Origin of the sequence: Janthinobacterium sp. SUN120, from assembly GCF_030397735.1 — a bacterium.
GTDB classification, from domain to species: Bacteria; Pseudomonadota; Gammaproteobacteria; order Burkholderiales; family Burkholderiaceae_D; genus Janthinobacterium; species Janthinobacterium kumbetense.
The window spans coordinates 1645153-1662177 of sequence record NZ_JAPUBW010000001.1; the positions used below are offsets into that span (position 1 = coordinate 1645153).

10 protein-coding genes are annotated in these 17025 nt (G+C 66.3%); 2 read left to right on the plus strand and 8 right to left on the minus strand.

The annotated features are described in order from the left end of the window. Window positions 1-31: 31 nt before the first annotated feature. The 3 genes from O0879_RS07210 to O0879_RS07220 are packed head-to-tail and all read right to left on the minus strand — an operon-like array spanning window position 32 to window position 2508. Window positions 32-460 carry a DsrE family protein gene (locus tag O0879_RS07210; RefSeq protein ID WP_289905411.1) on the minus strand — a complete coding sequence of 143 codons (429 nt, stop codon included), beginning with the start codon at window positions 458-460 and terminating at the stop codon, window positions 32-34. A gap of 42 nt (window positions 461-502) precedes the next feature. Beyond that, complete coding sequence (locus O0879_RS07215; protein ID WP_289915623.1) at window positions 503-1252, minus strand: LytTR family DNA-binding domain-containing protein; 750 nt, start codon at window positions 1250-1252, stop codon at window positions 503-505. Further along, window positions 1249-2508: a histidine kinase gene (locus O0879_RS07220; RefSeq protein WP_289915625.1), complete on the minus strand. Its 1260-nt coding sequence runs from the start codon at window positions 2506-2508 to the stop codon at window positions 1249-1251. Before O0879_RS07220 ends, O0879_RS07215 begins: the two co-directional genes overlap by 4 nt. Before the next feature lie 416 nt (window positions 2509-2924). Between O0879_RS07220 and O0879_RS07225 the strand changes: the two genes are divergently transcribed. Next, window positions 2925-3803, plus strand: a complete 879-nt coding sequence (locus O0879_RS07225; RefSeq protein WP_152255233.1) for a serine hydrolase — start codon at window positions 2925-2927, stop codon at window positions 3801-3803. Window positions 3804-3922: 119 nt separating this feature from the next. Here the strand turns inward: O0879_RS07225 and O0879_RS07230 are convergent, their stop codons facing one another. After that, window positions 3923-4855: a DMT family transporter gene (locus tag O0879_RS07230; protein ID WP_289915628.1), complete on the minus strand. Its 933-nt coding sequence runs from the start codon at window positions 4853-4855 to the stop codon at window positions 3923-3925. Between the two features lie 109 nt (window positions 4856-4964). Between O0879_RS07230 and O0879_RS07235 the strand changes: the two genes are divergently transcribed. Further along, window positions 4965-5864, plus strand: coding sequence for a LysR substrate-binding domain-containing protein (locus tag O0879_RS07235; protein WP_289915630.1), 900 nt, complete (start codon window positions 4965-4967; stop codon window positions 5862-5864). Window positions 5865-5871: 7 nt separating this feature from the next. Here O0879_RS07235 and O0879_RS07240 read toward each other — a convergent pair whose 3' ends face one another. The 4 genes from O0879_RS07240 to recC form a co-directional block, all read right to left on the minus strand. Further along, the gene (locus tag O0879_RS07240) at window positions 5872-7794 is read right to left on the minus strand and encodes a methyl-accepting chemotaxis protein (protein ID WP_289915632.1); all 1923 of its coding nucleotides are present in this window, start codon (window positions 7792-7794) and stop codon (window positions 5872-5874) included. Window positions 7795-7953: 159 nt separating this feature from the next. Continuing rightward, a complete protein-coding gene (recD, locus tag O0879_RS07245; RefSeq protein ID WP_289915634.1) occupies window positions 7954-9912 on the minus strand; it encodes an exodeoxyribonuclease V subunit alpha in 1959 nt (652 codons plus the stop codon). Next, window positions 9902-13585 carry an exodeoxyribonuclease V subunit beta gene (recB, locus tag O0879_RS07250; RefSeq protein ID WP_289915636.1) on the minus strand — a complete coding sequence of 1228 codons (3684 nt, stop codon included), beginning with the start codon at window positions 13583-13585 and terminating at the stop codon, window positions 9902-9904. Before recB ends, recD begins: the two co-directional genes overlap by 11 nt. Next, on the minus strand, window positions 13582-17001 hold the full coding sequence (recC, locus tag O0879_RS07255; protein WP_289915637.1) for an exodeoxyribonuclease V subunit gamma: 3420 nt from the start codon (window positions 16999-17001) through the stop codon (window positions 13582-13584). Before recC ends, recB begins: the two co-directional genes overlap by 4 nt. Window positions 17002-17025: the final 24 nt, after the last annotated feature.

The window sequence follows — 17025 nt, forward strand, 5'->3', positions numbered from 1 at the left end:
GCGCCCTTGCCATCTGGCAACGGCGCGTGCGTCAGGGCTTGATATACACATAGCCTTCCTGCGCCTGCAGGCGGCTCAGTTCGGCCACGCCCGACGGCACGATGACGGCTTCGGGCAGCACGCGCTGGCGGTCGATATTGCGTCCTTGCAAGGTGTTATTGCAGACGCGAAAGCTCACGCCCCGCTTGACCAGCTCGCGCACCACCACGTCGTACGGAGTGCCCTGCTTGTCGATGGCGCCGTCGAGCAGGAAGTCGATGCCGGGACCGTGGGCGACCAGCACGATGGTCGCCTGCGGGCTGGCATCGAGGTGGTTGCGGATATTCCTCAGCGCAGCCGTGGCATTGCTGGCGTCATTGACGTGATACACGACCTTTTCCTCCTTCTGCGCCCCGTGGGCGGCAGTACAGGAGAGCAAGGAAAGAAGGATGGCGGCGAACCAGCGGCGTAGAATTGTCATGAGAAGTCCATATGGTGGCAGATTAAAAACATTGCCATCATATCAATCCCTGAACAAATAGGTAAACGTGCGGCTGACGGGCAGCTTTTCCGTGCTGCCGCGCAGCAGCACCTGCATGCGCTCCGCGTCGATGCGCTCGGCCGCCTCGATGGCTTTCACGTTGACCATGGTGCCGCGGTGGATTTGCCAGAACTGTTCCGGATCGAGGCCGCCCAGCAAATCCTTCAGCGGCGTGCGCACCAGCGCTTCCGAGCCGGCCAGCACCACGCGCGTGTACTTGGTGTCGGCCTGGAAGAACAGCACGTCGTCGATGTCGATCAGGCGGATCTGCTTGCCCACGCTGGCCTTGATCCATTTCAGTTTTTCGCGCGGCGGCGCCGGCAGCGCGGCGCGCAGCGACTGCAGCAAGTGGGCCATGTCGGCCGGCTGGGCGCCCAGCTTGTCGCGCAGCCGGGCCAGCGCCCGCTGCAGCCGCTCGGCCTGCACCGGTTTCAACAGATAATCGACGGCGCCCGCGTCGAAGGCATCGACGGCATACTGGTCATACGCGGTGACAAATATCACGTGTGCCCGCGTGCCGATACGCTCGGCCACTTCCAGGCCCGACAGGCCCGGCATGCGGATGTCGAGGAAGACCACGTCCGGCTCATGCTCGAGGAAACCGTCCCAGGCATCGTTGCCGTTTTCCGCCACCAGCACGATGCGCGCCTCGGGCCAGGCCAGCGCCAGCATCGTTTGCAGGCGTTCGCGCATCAGGGGTTCGTCTTCGGCGATCAGGATGGTGGGGTTCATGCGGCAAGTTCTTTCAGGCTGGATGCAATTTTAATGGGAAGCAATATCTCGGCGATCACGCCGCCCTCGTCGCCGTCGCGCACGCTCAGGCTGGCGGACGGATCGGACAGCGACAGCCGGCTGCGCACGTTTTCCAGGCCCAGGCCGCCTCCGTGGGCGCTGCCCGTGCCGCCTTCCGGCAACCCCATGCCCGTATCCTGCATGCGCAGGCGCAGCATGCCGTCCACCCGCAGCGCCGACAGGCTGATCTCGCCGCCGCGCAGGGATGGTTCAATACCGTGCTTGATGGCATTTTCCGCCAGGGTCAGCAAGATCATGCTGGGGATCGTCGCGTGCGCAAACTCGGCCGGCAAGTCCAGCGCATAACGCAATCGGGAACCCATGCGCGCCTGCATCACGCGCAGATACGCGGCCACCATGTCGAACTCGCTTTGCAGGGGCACTTGTTCGCTGCGCATCTCCGCCAGGCTGGCGCGCAGGAAGGCGATCAGGTCGGCCGTCAGCGCCGCGGCCCTGCCGGCGCCTTGCGCGCCCTGCTCGGCCAGCTGCTGCACGGCGCCCAGGGTATTGAACAGGAAATGCGGTTCGATCTGCGCGCGCAACAGGCGCAGCTGCGATTCGCTCAGTTCGCGCGCCAGACGGTCGCGCTCGGCATCCTGCTGCAGCTGCAAGGTCAGCGCCTCGTACTGCCGGTTGCGCCAGGTGGTCACGATTGCCAGCGGCACCATGTAAAACAGGCTGGCCACCAGCAAGGCGATGCCGCCCACGCGCAGCAAGCGCTCGAAAGCCATGCCCATGGAACCGGTATCGTTCAAACCGGCCAGCAGCACGCCGGCCGATACCCCTGCCGCGCAGGTCGACACGATCAGCAAGAGTTTCTTGAACTTGTTACGCACGGAACTGCGGTAATTGAACCAGACGCCCACCAGGCCCCACGCCAGCGCAAAACCCAGGCCGTTGCTGAAGATGACGGCTTTGAGCAATTCGAACTTGGCCGGCAGCAGCAGGTGCAGGACGGCGCCGATGGCGCTGAACAGCAGCATCAGCTTGAACGCGGCGATATAAAAACCGGCGCCGCGATACTTGAGCAGGAAATCGTGCAGCTGCTGGCGCTCGATCGGCGTCAGCCCGGCCAGCTTCATGGCGACGTAGCGGCGCCCCCGTCCCTGGAGCTGCGCCGCCATCTCGGGATGTTTCAATACGCGCAGCGCTTCTTCGTCAATGCTGCGGTACCAGTCCATACATTTTTTTAACACGATGCGTTCTCCGTGGTCTGTGATTCAGGCATGAACGCAGTCTACGGCGCCCCCGTTGCAGGGCATAGCGTGGGGCGACGAAGCACGAAGCGGTAGGCATCAACGACGAAGCGCGCGGCGCCTGCCGGACCATGGCTGCCAATATTGCTGAAATAATACGAAGTTTCCAAGACGAAATCAATAATCGCGCAACAATTTTCACTACGGCAAGAATAGCCCCGTTTATTTGCCAAATTGGCCGCTACACAGCCTGTGGCGCCCTTATCCCGTAGACATCGCTTGATCTTTAATGGTATTGTTTAAGCTTGGCAAATATTGCCTCCGAGATACACGCCGCGTCCCCGCGCGGCCCGCTTCCGGATTTGCGCGCAGCGCCCACGATGGCGCCCCAAAACTGCTTTCCCACATACAATCCCATGCTCAAAAAAATGTTCGCCGCGGTGCTGATGACGCTTTCGACAGCGGCCATCGCCGTGCCCTTCGGTTCCCAGTCGATACTGGTGGTCGAAGATGGCACAGGCAAAGTCTTGCTTGAAAAAAATTCCAACGTGGTGGTGCCCATCGCCTCGCTGACCAAACTCATGACGGCCATGGTCGTGCTCGACTCCAAGGCCAATATGCAGGAAGAGATCAGCATCGACCGCGAGGATGTCGACACCTTGAAGCACAGCACCTCGCGCGTGCCCGTGGGCGCCACGCTGAGCCGCCACGACGTGCTGCAGCTGGCGCTGATGTCGTCCGACAACCGCGCCGCCGCCTCGCTGGCGCGCACCTTCCCCGGCGGCCCGACGGCGTTTGCCGTGGCCGTCAACGCCAAGATCAAGGCCCTGGGCATGCACCAGACCGTGATCGAGGAACCGACGGGCTTGTCGCCGAACAACCAGTCGACGGCAGCGGACCTCGTCAAGATGGCCGTGGCCGCTTCGCGCTACCCGGAAATCAGCCGCATCACCACCGATTCGAAGGACGTGATCCAGATCAAGGGCCGCGATGTGGAATACCACAACACGAACCGCCTGGTGGGCGCCAAGGGCTGGGATATCGGCCTGTCGAAGACGGGCTACACGAATGAAGCGGGCCGCTGCCTGATCATGCGCATCAAGTCGGCCGGCAAGTTCGCCACCATGATTTTGCTCAACGCGCGCGCCAATTCCGTGCGCGCCATGGACGCCGTCAACATCCGCCGCATGCTGGCGGCCGAAAACGGCATCGAAGAACCGAAGGTGATGCGCGCTTCCGTCAGCCGGCACAAGAAGGCGCCGGCGAAGCCATCCAAACGCCGCCGCGCAAAATAAGCACGGCTGAGAAAACGCCCATGGCGGCGTTGCGGTGCCTGGCCGTACTAGCGTACTGCCTGCGGCACTGCGCCTTGCCCTGAACGTTTTTCAGGCGTGCTTTCATATTGGAAAACTACTTACTTCGCTTGCCGGTTGGTCATCACCACGCCGGCAATCGTCACCGCGCCGCCCACCAGCATCGAGGCGAGCACGGGTTCGCCCAGCAGCCCCGCCGCCAGCACGATGCCGAACACGGGCACGAGGTTGTTGAACACGGCCGTGCGCGACGGTCCCAGCGCCTTCACGCCTTCGTAATACCAGACAAAGCCGATCACCGTGCCGAACACGCCCAGGTAGCCGATGGCGGCCCACACTTGCCAGCCGAAGCTGTGCCACGGCACTGTCGGAAATTCCACGGCCGCCCCCAGCAGCAGGAAAGCCAGGCCCCACATAGCCGCATACGTGGTGGCCGCTATCGGCGACAAGCCCTTCAGCGCGACCCGGCCGATCAGGGTATAGGCGGCCCAGCTGGAAATACCGCAAAACATGAATACTTCGCCCATGCCGATGCCGCCGCCCGTGCCGTGCAGCACGCCGGCCAGATCGCCGCGCGTGATGACGATGGCCGTGCCGCAAAACGCCAGCATGATGCCCAGCCACTTGAAGGAACCGAGCCGTTCGCGGAACAGCATGGCCGAGGCCAGCGCCGTGACGATGGGATTCAGGGCAACGAACAGGGCTGTGCGCCCCGCCGGCATGCGCGACAGGGCCGCCAGGAAGCACAGGTTATATAAAAAGATGCCCGTCAGGCCCAGGGCCGCCGTCGTTGCCAGCTGCTTGCGGTCCAGGCGCGGCAAGCCCCCTTCCAGCTTCCACGCCAGCACGAGCAGCAACAGCACGGCCACGCCGAAACGGCCGCTGGCCGCCGTCATGGGCGGCATCTGCTGCGCCAGCACGCGCCCCGCGATAAAGGTGCCGCCCCAGAACAGGGCGACGAAAATCAGTTTGATGTAAACGAGCGGCGACTGCGCGGCGAGCAGCGGAGCCTGGGGTACGGCGGAAGAAGACATGGGATATCCTGTAAAGCCGCTTGTGCGGCGGGTGGTGTGCATATATATTAATACTAATATCAACTCATGAAATAATGAGTAAATACTCATAACTCAACAAAACCACACCATGACCTTCACGCAACTGGAAATTTTTACCCTGGTGGCCGAACTGCACGGCTTTTCCGCCGCCGCCGCGCAGCTGGGCATCAGCCAGTCGGCCGTCTCGCATGCATTGAAAGCGCTGGAAAAGGAGATGGGCGTGGACCTGATCGTGCGCCACCAGGCCTCGGCCGAGCTGACGGACGTGGGCCGCCAGCTGCTCGTGCGCGCGCGCGAAATCCTCGGCCTGTCGGAAGCCATGCGCCAGGAAGCGGCCGACGTGCTGGGCCAGCGCCAGGGCAGCCTGCGCATCGGCTCCTTCGGCCCGACGTCGTCCTTGAATCTGCTGCCGGCCATCACGGCGCAATTCCGCCTGCGCTATCCGGGCATCGACCTGCGCATCGACGAGGGAGCAGACCATGAGGTGGTGCAGTGGATACGCGAACGCCGGGTCGATGTCGGCTTCGTCGTGCTGCCCGACGAGCGTTTCGACACGGCGCCGCTGGTGGAAGACCAGATGATGGCGCTGGTGCCGCGCAGCCATGCGCTGGCTGGCGAAACCGCCATCACCCTGGCGCAGCTGTGCGAGGGGCCGTTCATCATGTCCGAGGCGGGCTGCGCCTGCCTGATCGAACCGCTGTTCGCCAACGCTGGCTTGCAGCCGCACGTGCCCTACCGCATCAGCCAGGTGATCACCATCCTCGACATGGTCAGCCGCGGCGACGGCCTGTCCATCGTCGCCGAACTGGCCCTGCCGCAGCGCTTGCGCGAGCAGTATCCGGAGCTGGTCGCCCTGCCGCTCAATCCGCCCGTCAGCCGCAAGGTGGGCCTGGCCGTGCGCGACCGGCGCCAGAACACGCCCGCCACCAACGCCTTTTTCGACGTGGCCAGGCAGATGGCGCCGACCCTGGCGCCCCGGCGGGTCTAAACACGACTTAAAAAGTCTCCCACTCCTCGGACTGTTCCGTCTTGCGGGCGGCCGCCTTGGCGGCAGGACGGCTGGTGATGCGCTGCACGACAGGTGGGCGCGCCACCGGTTTGACAGGCGCCGGCGCCTGTCCGTCATCGAGCTTGAACACGCCGACCACCTGCGCCAGGGTGCTGGCCTGGTCTTGCAGGCTTTCCGCCGCGGCGGCCGCCTCCTCCACCAGGGCCGCATTCTGCTGCGTCACCTGGTCCATTTGCGCAATCGCCTGGTTCACCTGCTCGATGCCGGAGCTTTGCTCGGCGCTGGCGGCCGTAATCTCGCCCATGATGTCCGTCACGCGGCGCACGCTGTCGACGATTTCCTGCATCGTCGCACCCGCCTCGTCGACCAGGCGCGCGCCCGAATCGACCTTGCCCACCGAATCGTCGATCAGCAGCTTGATTTCCTTGGCCGCGCCGGCGGAGCGTTGCGCCAGGCTTCGCACTTCCGTCGCCACCACGGCAAAGCCCCGTCCCTGCTCGCCCGCGCGCGCCGCTTCCACGGCCGCATTCAAGGCCAGGATATTCGTCTGGAAGGCGATGCCGTCGATGACGCTGATGATGTCGACGATCTTCTTCGACGAATCGTTGATCGAGGCCATGGTATCGACCACCTGCGCCACCACTTGCCCGCCCTTGCTGGCCACGCCGGACGCCGATTGCGCCATCTGGTTGGCCTGGCGCGCATTGTCCGCATTCTGTTTCACGGTGCTGGTCAGCTCTTCCATCGAGGCGGCCGTCTCTTCCAGCGAACTGGCTTGCTGTTCCGTGCGCGACGACAGGTCCTGGTTGCCGGCGGCGATTTCCGAGGATGACACCTTCACCGATTCGCTGGCCGTGCGGATTTTCACGAGAACGGCGGCGATCTTGTCGATGAAGCGGTTGAAGGCGCCGGCGATCTGCGCCAGTTCATCCACGCCGGAAGCGTCGAGGCGGCGCGTCAGGTCGCCTTCGCCCGAGGCGATATCGTCGAGCGCATCGCGCACCAGTTCCAGGCGCTTGAGCATTTTAAAGACCAGCAGCGACAGCAGCAGCGCCGCCAGCCCCGTCAGCAGCGCGGCCGTGACGGTGGCCGTCGTCAGCATCGTCTGCAACGCTTGCATGGCTTCCTGCTGGTCCAGCACCACGGCCAGCAGCCAGTCGGTGCCCGCCACGCGCGTGACATACAGCTTGCCGTCACGCTCGTTCAAGCGCACGGCATCGCTCGTGCGCGTGCTTTCCAGGCGATTGACCTGCGCGGCCGACAGCGCCGCATCGAGTTTCGCCACCGGCTGCAGGCTCAAATCCTTGTTCGCATGGGCGATGATGGTGCCGCTCTGGTCGACGAGGAAGGCAAAGCTGTGCGGCGTCGGCTTGATCGCCACCACGTTGGCAATCACCGTATCGAGCAGCACGTCCGCGCCGGCCACCCCGCTCGGCGCCTCTTTCGGCCCGACAGGCGCCGTGAACGACACCACCAGCTTGTGGCTGGCCGCGTCCACATACGGCGGCGTGAGCATCGGCACGCCCGCCTTGACGGTGTCCGTGTACCAGGCGCGCGCAGTGGGATCGAAATCGGCCGGGCGGCCCGGATGGGTAAACACGGAGCGCTTGTCCGCGTAACCGATGAACACTTCTGCAAAATCGCCGGCCTTTTCCGCGATCTGGAAGGCGCGCAGCGGATCGGGCGTCTCGGCGGACATGACGATGGACGCCATGACCTTTTTCTTGCCATCGACCCATTGCGCCAGCACGGCCGACTGGCTTTGCAGCAGTTGCTGCATCTGCTGGTCAGACGACGCCAGCATGCTGCTGCGCGTGGTGACGTAATTGGCGACCGACAAGGCCAGCATGGACAGCACGACGATGGCCACGCAAATCAGTACCAGCCGCGTGCGAAGGGAAGACAACATGATGGGCTCCTCGTTTCGATTTTATTGGCGTGAAACAGTGCTTTTGCACTACTTTCTCTACGAAAGCATTCTCACACAAAAATCGGAACAATTTCCATCAATATTCGGAATGCAACACATATATTTCCACATGGAAACCTGTCTAACCCGGTCAAGCCATCAGCCGATCACCCCCCTTAGGCCGCTGGCCCGCTGCGTGCGGCGCAGGATGGCGTCGAACAGCACGGCCTGCGTGGGCGAGACGAGGGTGAAGAAGTCGCGCGCGCGCGTGATGCCCGTGTAAACCAGTTCGCGCGCCAGCATGGCGCCGCCTTCCTGCGGCAACACCAGCACAGTATGGCGGAATTCCGAGCCTTGCGACTTGTGCACCGTCATGGCGAACGCCGTCTCCACGTGGCGCAAACGCGTGGCCAGCACGCTGCGCACGTTTTCGCCTTCCAGGAAATACACGCGCAGGGAGCCGGGCCGCGCAGGGTCGCGCAGGGTCAGCCCGATGTCGCCATTGAACACGCCCGTGCCGTAGTCGTTGCGCGTGACCATCACGGGACGGCCCACATACCATTCGCTGCGGCGTATCAGCCCTTCCTTTTCCAGCCGCAGCTCGATGGCCGTATTCAGGCCCGCCACGCCCCATTCGCCCTCGCGCACGGCGCACAGGATGCGGAACGCTTCAAAAGCGTGCAGCACGGCGCGCACCCAGTCGTCGTGCTGCGCATAGCCCTCCTCACCCGCATTCACCAGTTCCAGGTAGGGCTGGTAGCCGCCCGGCGCATCGCTCCTGCCGCGCAGGGCCAGGCGCAGCACCTCGTCCGGCTGCGCGGTCACGCTCCACGCCAGCTGGCCGCCGCTGTCGCCGGCGAAACAGGCCTTGGCCAGATCCGGCCTGCCGCCGTTCACGGCCAGCGCCAGTTCGCCAATCGGACCGCTGAAACGGTGGCTGTGACGCAGCATCACCGTCTGCTGCGCCAGCGCGCCCGCCGCCCCCGCAAAGGCAGGTGGAATGGCCACGCCGCTGGCCGCCTGCGCATACGCGATGGTATCGGCCGTATAGCCGCCCGCCTGCGCGTCGTGGCACAAGTCGCCCAGCACGGCGCCCGCTTCCACGGACGCCAGTTGGTCCTTGTCACCCAGCAGGATCAGGATCGCCGTGGGCGGCAAGGCGTCGAGCACGGACGCCATCATCTCCAGGTGCACCATCGACGCTTCATCGACGATCAGCACGTCGACCTCGAGCGGATTGCCCGCGTGGTGGGCAAAGGCGCGCGTATCGGGCCGCGCGCCCAGCAAGCTGTGCAGGGTACGCGCCGCGCCCATGCGCCGCGCCAATTCCAGCAGGGGCAAGGCATCGCCCGCCTTCGCCGCCAAGCCTTCCAGCGCCTTGTCGATCGACTGCTTCAGCCGCGCGGCCGCCTTGCCCGTGGGCGCGGCCAGCGCGATGCGCAGCTGCTCCGGCTGCGGCGAGACGGCAAACAGCAAGGTCAAAAGGCTGGCCACCGTGTAGGTTTTTCCCGTCCCCGGGCCGCCCGTGATGATGGCCACCTTGCCGCGCAGGGCGACGGCGCACGCCACCTTTTGCCAGTCCGGGCCACCGTCCCGGGTCGGCTGATCGAACAGGATGTCGAGCCATTGCCGCACCTGCGCCAGCGGCGGCGTGCTCAAATCCTGCGCGCGCAAGGCGATTTTCCCGCCCACCAGGGTTTCGTCGCGCCAGTAGCGGCGCAGGTACAGGCGGTCGCCATCGAGCACCAGCGGCTGGCGCACGTCGGCGGCGCCCACCAGCCACACCTGCGGCGCGCGGGCCAGCAGCGCGCGCCAGCCTGCGGCGCTGTCGGGCAGCGGGCCGGAAACGGCCAGCACGCCATGCCACAGCTCCTCGCTCCAGCCCAGCAGCTGCGACGGTTCGCCGGCCAGGTCAGCCAGCATCAAACAGCTGTGGCCCCGCCCTTCCAGCTCGGACAGCACCACGCACGCCACGGCCACGGCGGGCGCATCCGGCGCCTGCTCGTCCAGGCTGGCGATGAAGCGGGCAAAGGCGGCGCTCAGGCGGCGCAGATGGCCATCCTCGGCGACGCCGTCGACATGGGCAAACAAGGCGTTCATCTGTGCGTCATGCTGCATGGTGTTCCGTTTCTTCTAACAGTTGATCGAGGCCGTCCAGCAGTTCCAGCTGCGGCGCCAGCCAGTAGCAGCCATGCGTATCCGCATTCGCGATACCGCGCAGGAACAGGAAAATGGCGCCGCCCAGGTGTTCGGCCGGGTCGTACGCGTCGCCAAGGCGGCTTTTCAGCAGCCGGTGCAGGGCCAGCATGTAGATGGCGCCCTGGATATCGTAGCGGTGCTGCGCCATGCCCGCCGCCAGCGCGGCCGTGTGGTAGGCCGCGTCGTTGGCGCCCAGCGCATTCGACTTGTAGTCGAGCACCCAGTAGCGGCCATCCTGTTCGATGACCAGGTCGGCAAAGCCTTTCAGCATGCCGTGCAGCTGGCGCCGCGGCAGCACGGGACGCGGCGCGCCGTCCAGCAGCAGGCGCGTGCACAGCTGGTCGAGCGCCCCCGTGGACAAATGCTCGCTGGGGAACCAGAACTCCATCTCGGACAGGGTGCTATCGAGCTGCGACAGCGACGCATCGAGCAGCGGCAGCGGCGTGAGCGCGATTTCCCTGAGCCAGGCGATGGCGTCTTCCTGGCGGTGCCCCCAGCCCGCCCGCTCACAGCGCGCGGCCAGGCGCGTGTCGAAGTGCGCCTCGTGGACGCTGTCGAAGCCTTCGCTGCCCATCCATTCGAGCTGCTCGTGCAGGAAATTGCCGGGCACGGAACCGCGCGGGAAGCGGTGCCATGGCGCGTCGCCCGTCTGCAGTGGCGACGCGGCGGGCACGCCCGTGCCATCTTCCAGCAGGGTTTCTTCCAGCGCCCGCTGCGGCACGTGCGCGGCCGCCACGGCGCCGATCTGGCGCGTCAGCGACGTGAAGCTGCCCACCGACCAGTCGCGCTCGAATTCGCCCGCGAACACGGGGGCGGGGCGCAATTCAGGGCGCCGCTCGACCCGGTCCAGCACCGTGCAGGCGTCGGGCTGCGCCAGGGAAGTCACGTAGATGGCGTCGCAGTCGCCCGCGACCTGCTGCCAGCGCAACAGCAATTGCTCCGTCGGCAGCTTGTCGCCGCCCGTCAGCAGGTAGCCGAGCGCCGATTCGTGCAAGGTATTCTCGCCCGCCTTGCGCGCCGCCTGGGCGGCCACGCCCAGCCACAGGAAGTGGCGCGCGCGCGTCAGGGCCACGTACAACAGGCGCAAGTCTTCCTCGATGCGCGCTTCCTCGACCGCCGCCATGGCTTCGTCGGACAGCGACAAGTCGAGGCGGCGTTCGCCTTTGTCATCCGCATAGTCGAAGAAACTGCGGTTGCGCTTATCCACCTTGCGCGCCGTGACGGCAAACGGCAGATACACGAGCGGGTATTCGAGGCCCTTGGATTTGTGCACGGTGATGACTTTCACCAGCTCCGCATCGCTTTCCAGGCGCAGCACGCGCTCGTCGCCGCCCTCGCCTTCGCCGGCGATCTGCTCGGCCAGCCAGCGTATCAGCGCCTGTTCGCCATCGAGCTGGCGGCTGGCCGATTGCAGCAGTTCGGCCAGGTGCAGCAGATTCGTCAGGCGCCGCTCGCCGCCCGTCTGCTGCAGCAGCATGGCGGGCAATTGCAGCTCGTGGATGAAGCGGCGCAGCATGGCCAGCACGCCCTGGCGCTGCCAGATCAAATGCAGCGCCTTCAGTTGCTCGACCCGGCGTTCCCATTCCAGTTCGTCGCTGGACAGGCGCGCCAGTTCGCCCAGCGACAGGCCGATGGTGCGCGTGGCAAACGCGGCGCGCGCCAGTCCCCCGTCGAGGGGATTGGCCAGCGCCGCCAGCCAGCGCAGCACGTCTTGCGCTTCCTCGCTGTCGACGACGGAATCCTTGTCGGACAGGTAGACGCTGGCGACCCGGCGACGCGCCAGCGCGCGACGGATGGCCGCCGCTTCCTTGCGGTCGCGCACGAGGATGGCGACGTCGGCCGGCTGCAGGCGCGTAAAACCGTCGGGGCCATCGAAGCCCGCCTGCGGGTCGCCCAGCATGGCGACGATGTGCTCCGCGCAGTGCTGCGCGAAATACTCGCGGTAGCTGTCACCGCGCAGCCCTTCATCGCTGGCGCAAGCGGCCAGCAGGGCCGGCAGCGGACCGCCGGCGTTCACCAGGTGCTCGGCGCGGCCCTTGGCGTCGACGGCTTCGAACGGCAGCGGATTGTCATCCCCTTTGCGGTAGCGGAAGGCGCCAAGTGGCACCTCGTCGCGCTCGGCGTGCAGGAACAGCTGGTTGACGGCCGCCACCAGCGGTGCCGTCGAGCGGTAGTTGGTGCCCAGCTGGTAGTGGCGCCCGGTCGTCGCGCGGCGCGCCGCCAGGTAGCTCTGGATGTCGGCGCCACGAAAGCCGTAGATCGACTGTTTCGGGTCGCCGATCAGGAACAGGCCCAGGGCCGGGTCGTTGTCGGCGATGCGGTACAGCAGGTTGAAAATCTGGTACTGGGCCGGCGCCGTATCCTGGAATTCATCGACCATGGCCAGCGGATACTGGTCGATGATGCGCTGGCGCAGGGCCGCGCCATTCTCGCCGGCCAGCGCGTCGTGCAGGCGCTGCAGCATGTCGGCAAAGCCGAACTGGCGCGACTGGCGCTTCAACTGATCCATGCGCCGCGCGATGGCCGCCGCCGCATGCAGGTGCAGCTTGTGCGCCAGCGGCGTCAATGCGGCCAGGGCGATCCCCAGCGCCTCCGTATGCGCGAAGCACTCGGGCACCTGCGCCGAGAAACTCTTGGCAAACGCATCTTCGATGCCGAACGGCGTCAAGCGTTCCCACGCCTTGGCCGTGATGGCCGGCAGCAGCAACAGCGGGTCTTGCGCCCACTTGCGCAAACCGTCGAACCACTTCGCCAGGTTCTCCGGCTTCATCTTGACGCCGTTGAAACACTTGGGATTGGCGGCGCGGTGGTCGTTGATCCAGGCGGCCATCTGGTCGACGCGCTCGACCCAGCCCGCCTTCAGGGTGGCCAGCTGCGCGGCCAGCGCCCGCTGTTCGCGCGCGATCAGGGCAGATAGCGGTTCTTCGTCGGCCATGCCCATGATGTCCGCGCGGCGCGCCAGTTCGCGCGCGCCCTTCTTCAGCGCCCCCACGTCGGGCCAGCAGGCCAGCAGCACGTCGAGCGCCTGCGGCGGCAAGGGATAGACTTGCTGGCGCCAGTAATCGTGGGCCGCATCCTCGAACAGGGCTTGCTCGTCGCTGACCAGCTCTTCGTCGAACAGGCTGCCGCTGTCGAACGCGTGCTCGCGCAGCATGCGCTGACACCAGGCGTCGATGGTGAAAATGGCCGCTTCATCCATCGTCTCGGCGGCCAGCATCAGCCGGTGCGCGGCCTTTTGCCGTTCGCTCTCGTCCGGATAGGACTCCAGCAAGGCGTCGAGAAACGGGTCGCTGCCGCCGGATCCAATGCCGAATTCGTGGCGAAACTCATTACGAAAATAAGCCGCCGCCTCGATCAGGCGCTCGCGCACGCGGTTCGACAATTCGCGCGTGGCGGCGCGGGTAAATGTCATCACGAGGATGTCGGCCGGCAGCAGGGGACGCGTGAAACGGCTGTCGTCGTCGCCATGCCCCAGCACGAGCCGCACGTACAGCGCGGCGATGGTCCAGGTCTTGCCCGTGCCGGCCGAGGCCTCGATCAGACGCGAGCCATGCAGGGGGAACGCCAGGGGGTTGAGCAGATGGCTCGTCATTGTTCTTCTCCCGCGCCGTCATCGGGCGCGCTGATCGGGTCGATGGTGATGTGTTCTTGCAGCCAGTCGGCCAGCGGGCCATACAGCTCCCGCGTGCAGTCCTGCCACGCTTCCTCGGCGGCCAGCGCGGAAAACTCGGGCCACAGGCGCGCCAGGCACAGTTCATCGCGCTCGCCCGAGATATCGAAGCCGCCATCGTAGACGGCGCGCGGATCGCCCTGCTGCACCAGCGCTAGCCCCGTCTTGCACGCCGTGGGCAGCGGATGGTTCATGCCTTCGCGCCACAGCGCCAGCAGGGTGGCCAGCGCTGCGCGCGAAGCAGCCGGATCGAGCGGCGCCATGCTGACGATGGCGTCGCGCGCCACCAGGTAGCCGGTGACGGGGAAGCCGAGGGCGGCGGCGGCCAGCTGGCGCAGCCACATCAGCATCAGCTTGTCGCCGCGCGCCTGGCCCGCCTTGTCCGTCACCTTCGAGGAAATCTGCATCAGCCAGGCCGTTTCCCGCCCGTTGCTGCACAATTTGTCGAGCCAGTCGTCGATCTGCACTTCGCCAAACGGCAGGTTGATGGCGCGCTTGTCGGCCGCGTACGGGAACGAGGCGCGCAAGGACAGCCACGCGCTGCGCACGGGCACCAGAGCCTCGACCAGTTGCGCCTGCACTTGCTGGCCGATCAAGCCGATGGGCAGCACGCCTTCGCGCGCCAGCTTCGCTGCACGCGCTTCCAGGCTGGCGCGCACATCGTCCGCCGCTTCCAGGGCGCCGCCGTCGTCCAGCATGGTGTCTTCCAGCAGATAGCGCTCGAGCGCATTCAGGCCGAACGGCTCTTCATCCTCGCCCAGCATGGCCGCGTCGGCGAAATACACGCTCAAGCGGCGGCGGAAAAAGTACTTGACGGGCTGGCGCAAAAAGCTGGCCAGCTCGCCCAGCTTCAGGCGGGTGCCGGGATCGAGCTCGTAAGGGCCCAGCGGCAGCACGGCGGCCTGCGCATCCGCATCGGCATGCGCGACACGCCATTCGCGCGCATAAGTCAGCAAGCCATCGGCCTCGAAATAGCGGCGGCTGAACGGCTGCAGCGCATGCTCGGTGGTCAGCGATACCAGGTGCCGGTCCAGCGACCAGCCGGCGGCCAGATAATCGCGCAGCTGCGACACCAGCACGGACGGCGGCTGCTCGGAATTGTCGCGCACATTGCGCCCCACCCAGCTCACGTACAATTTATCGCGCGCGGCCAGCAAGGCTTCGAGCATCAGGTAACGGTCGTCGTCGCGGCGCGAACGGTCGCCCGGGCGCGCCATGCCGGGCAGCGCCAGCAAGTCGAAATCGGCCTTCTGCGCGCGGCGCGGGAAATCGCCATCGTTCATGCCCAGCAGGCAGACCACGCGGAACGGCACGGCGCGCATCGGCATCAGGGTGCAGAAAGTCACGCCGCCGGAGACGAATTGATGGTTCAGGGTGGGCTCGTCCAGCGCGCCCAGCCACGCCACACGCAGCACGGACAGCGGCACCGGCTCGACGAAGCCCGCGTGTTCGCAGGTTTCCAGCCAGCCCTGCAAGGCGCCTTCGAGCTGCGCCAGGGTCAAACGGTCGCCTTCGTCGTCGGCGTCGAAAAACGCGGCCAGCAGCGCGCGCGCCTGCACGCTCCACTCGGCTGGCGTGCGCGCGCCGGCCAGCACCGTGCGCCAGTGCAGCAGCGCCTCGACCAGTTGCGCCAGCGAGCCCGCCAGCGCCGCATCGAGGCCGCCCACTTCCGCATACGGTTCGATGCCGCCAAAGCTGGCGCCACTGCCGCTGGCATAGCCGAGCAGCATGCGCCGCACGCCGAAGATCCACGCATTCTGCTCGCCCGCCGCGCCCAGCCCCAGGCCGGCGCGGTGTTCCTGGTCCAGGCCCCAGCGCACGCCCGCCCCTTCGATCCAGGCGCCCAGGGTGGCCAGGTCGTCCGGCTGCAGGCCGAAACGTGCCGCCAGCGCGGGCACGTCGAGCAAGTCGCGCACTTCGCTCTGGCGGCAGCGCTGCTGCGGCAGCTGCAGCAGCCACTCGAGCGCGACGAGCAGCGGATTGACGCTGCGGTCCTTCACGTCGCCGATCTCGAACGGGATGAAACGCTCGTCATTGCGCCGGTACTGGCCGAAGACGGCGTGGATGGCGGCCGTGAAGGTGTCGATGTCGGGCACCATCACCACCACGTCGCGCGGGCGCAGGCCCGTCTGGGCGCTGTGCGCGAACATGGCCAGCAACTGGTCGTGCAGCACTTCCACTTCGCGCTGCACGCTGTGCGCCACGTGAAATTCGATCGAACGGTCGGCCGCATCGGGCGGCGTTTGCTCGTGTTCCGCCAGCGGGCGCAGTTCGCGGATGGCCACCTGCACCTGCTGCAGCAGGGTCTCGCCCACCTCCTCGCCAAACAGGTCGATGCGCAGGCTGTCGTCGCGCCCCTCGGCTTGCGCGTGCTCGTCGAATTCGTCGAGCATGCGGATGAAATCGCGCCCTTGCCTGCCCCAGCTGGCCAGCAACGGGTGGCTGTGCGCATGCAACGCTTCGAGCGGGATTTGCGCCAGGTCGGTGCCGTTGCGCTGCCGCTGGCGCTTGTTTTCCGCGCGCAGCAAGTCGCGCCCGTCGATGATGTCGCCCCAGTAGAACTGGCACGGATTCGGCACGGCCAGCACCACCTGCGTGTGGCGCGCCAGCGCGGCCAGCGCCTGCAAGGTCTGGTACGGCAAGGCCGACACGCCGAACAGCACGACGCGGCGCGGCAGCTTGCCCACCGGCGCATCGCCGGCGGCAATCGCCGCCAGGAAGGCGTCGTGGATGTCGGCGCGGCCCGTGTCGCGCTCGAAGGCCTCGACGTCGGCAGCCACGGCGCGCCACAACTGCGCCTGCCAGCGCTGGTCTTCCTTCAGTGCGATGGTTTCATTGCGCGCCGTGCGCAGCTGGTCGCGCCCCGCCGCCCAATCTGCCAGCCAGTCGGCGCGGTAGACCTGGTACTGGTCGAACAAGTCGGCCAGGCGTTCGGCCAGCTGCAGCCGGCGCTCGCTGTCGCCATCGGCAAGGAAGTAGCGCAGCGGCGCGAAGACCGGGTCGGCCAGCAAGGACGGCAACAGGCGCATCAAACGCCACGTCAGCGGGGATTTATCGAACGGCGACACGCGCGGCACGCGCTCGCGCCCCAGCATGCCCCGGTAGCTTTCCCACAGCAGGCGCGCCGGCAGCGCGATGCGCGTGGCGGCGCACACCCCCATCTCCTCGGCCAGGGCGATCTTCAGCCATTCGGCCACGCCGTTCGACTGCACCAGGAAGATATCCGTTTCCAGGGGCGCCAGCGGATGCTGGCGCAGCCACTGGAAGACGGCGGCGCGCAGCTGTTCCAGCTGGTTGCCATGCAGGATGAGGAGGCCGGGCGTGACGGGAGTATGCATGCTGATCCGATGGGTTGCCGCGTC

Excerpts from the sequence above, each read along its gene's own strand:
- O0879_RS07215 (WP_289915623.1), bottom strand. The coding sequence starts at position 1,252 with ATGAACCCCACCATCCTGATCGCCGAAGACGAACCCCTGATGCGCGAA.
- recB (WP_289915636.1), bottom strand. The coding sequence starts at position 13,585 with ATGACGAGCCATCTGCTCAACCCCCTGGCGTTCCCCCTGCATGGCTCG.
- O0879_RS07210 (WP_289905411.1), bottom strand. The coding sequence starts at position 460 with ATGACAATTCTACGCCGCTGGTTCGCCGCCATCCTTCTTTCCTTGCTC.
- O0879_RS07235 (WP_289915630.1), top strand. The coding sequence starts at position 4,965 with ATGACCTTCACGCAACTGGAAATTTTTACCCTGGTGGCCGAACTGCAC.
- recD (WP_289915634.1), bottom strand. The coding sequence starts at position 9,912 with ATGCAGCATGACGCACAGATGAACGCCTTGTTTGCCCATGTCGACGGC.
- O0879_RS07240 (WP_289915632.1), bottom strand. The coding sequence starts at position 7,794 with ATGTTGTCTTCCCTTCGCACGCGGCTGGTACTGATTTGCGTGGCCATC.
- O0879_RS07225 (WP_152255233.1), top strand. The coding sequence starts at position 2,925 with ATGCTCAAAAAAATGTTCGCCGCGGTGCTGATGACGCTTTCGACAGCG.
- recC (WP_289915637.1), bottom strand. The coding sequence starts at position 17,001 with ATGCATACTCCCGTCACGCCCGGCCTCCTCATCCTGCATGGCAACCAG.
- O0879_RS07230 (WP_289915628.1), bottom strand. The coding sequence starts at position 4,855 with ATGTCTTCTTCCGCCGTACCCCAGGCTCCGCTGCTCGCCGCGCAGTCG.